The 583-nt window shown below is 38.4% G+C and carries 1 protein-coding gene; it reads left to right on the forward strand.

The features are described 5' to 3' along the window. A partial coding sequence (locus DRF65_RS28200; protein ID WP_133297844.1) for a T9SS type A sorting domain-containing protein occupies nt 1-583 on the forward strand: 583 nt, incomplete at both ends.

Here is a 583-nt window from a genome sequence, read left to right on the forward strand (position 1 = left end):
AGAAGGAACCGATCTGTGGCTGATTTCTTTAAATGAAAAAGGTGATGAACAGTGGCAGAAATCCTACAATTTCAAAAACCGTGATATCCTGATGGGAGCCAGTGTGATCCATTCAGGAGACGAAAAATCCTCGAAAGGAATTCTGTTAGGTGGTTATACCCAGGCAGAAGGAAGAATAGAAAAAGATGATGAGACCTTCTGGATGATCTACCTGGATGGAAACGGAAATGAACAGTGGCGAAAACATGTAAGCGGAGAATCCAGACAGAAAGAAGAGAGACTTTCAGATTTGAAACTTAACAAAGACGGTTCTATTATTCTGGCAGGAACCAGTGCCAAAGAATTAGGGAAAGAAAACTGGAAGATTGTAAAGCTTGGTGATAAACAGGTAAATGACCTGATTGAAAAATATGATATCAAGATCTATCCCAATCCTGTATCTGATTATGCTTATATAGAAATAGGTTTTGATTTTAAAGAGGCTGATATTATGCTGTATGATATGAGCGGAAGACAGCTTCAAAATTTGAAAACAAAGAACAATGTGACCAAGATTAATACCCAGGCTTTGGTACAGGGAGCT

The sequence above is a fragment of the Chryseobacterium pennae genome, from assembly GCF_003385515.1.
GTDB lineage: Bacteria > Bacteroidota > Bacteroidia > Flavobacteriales > Weeksellaceae > Chryseobacterium > Chryseobacterium pennae.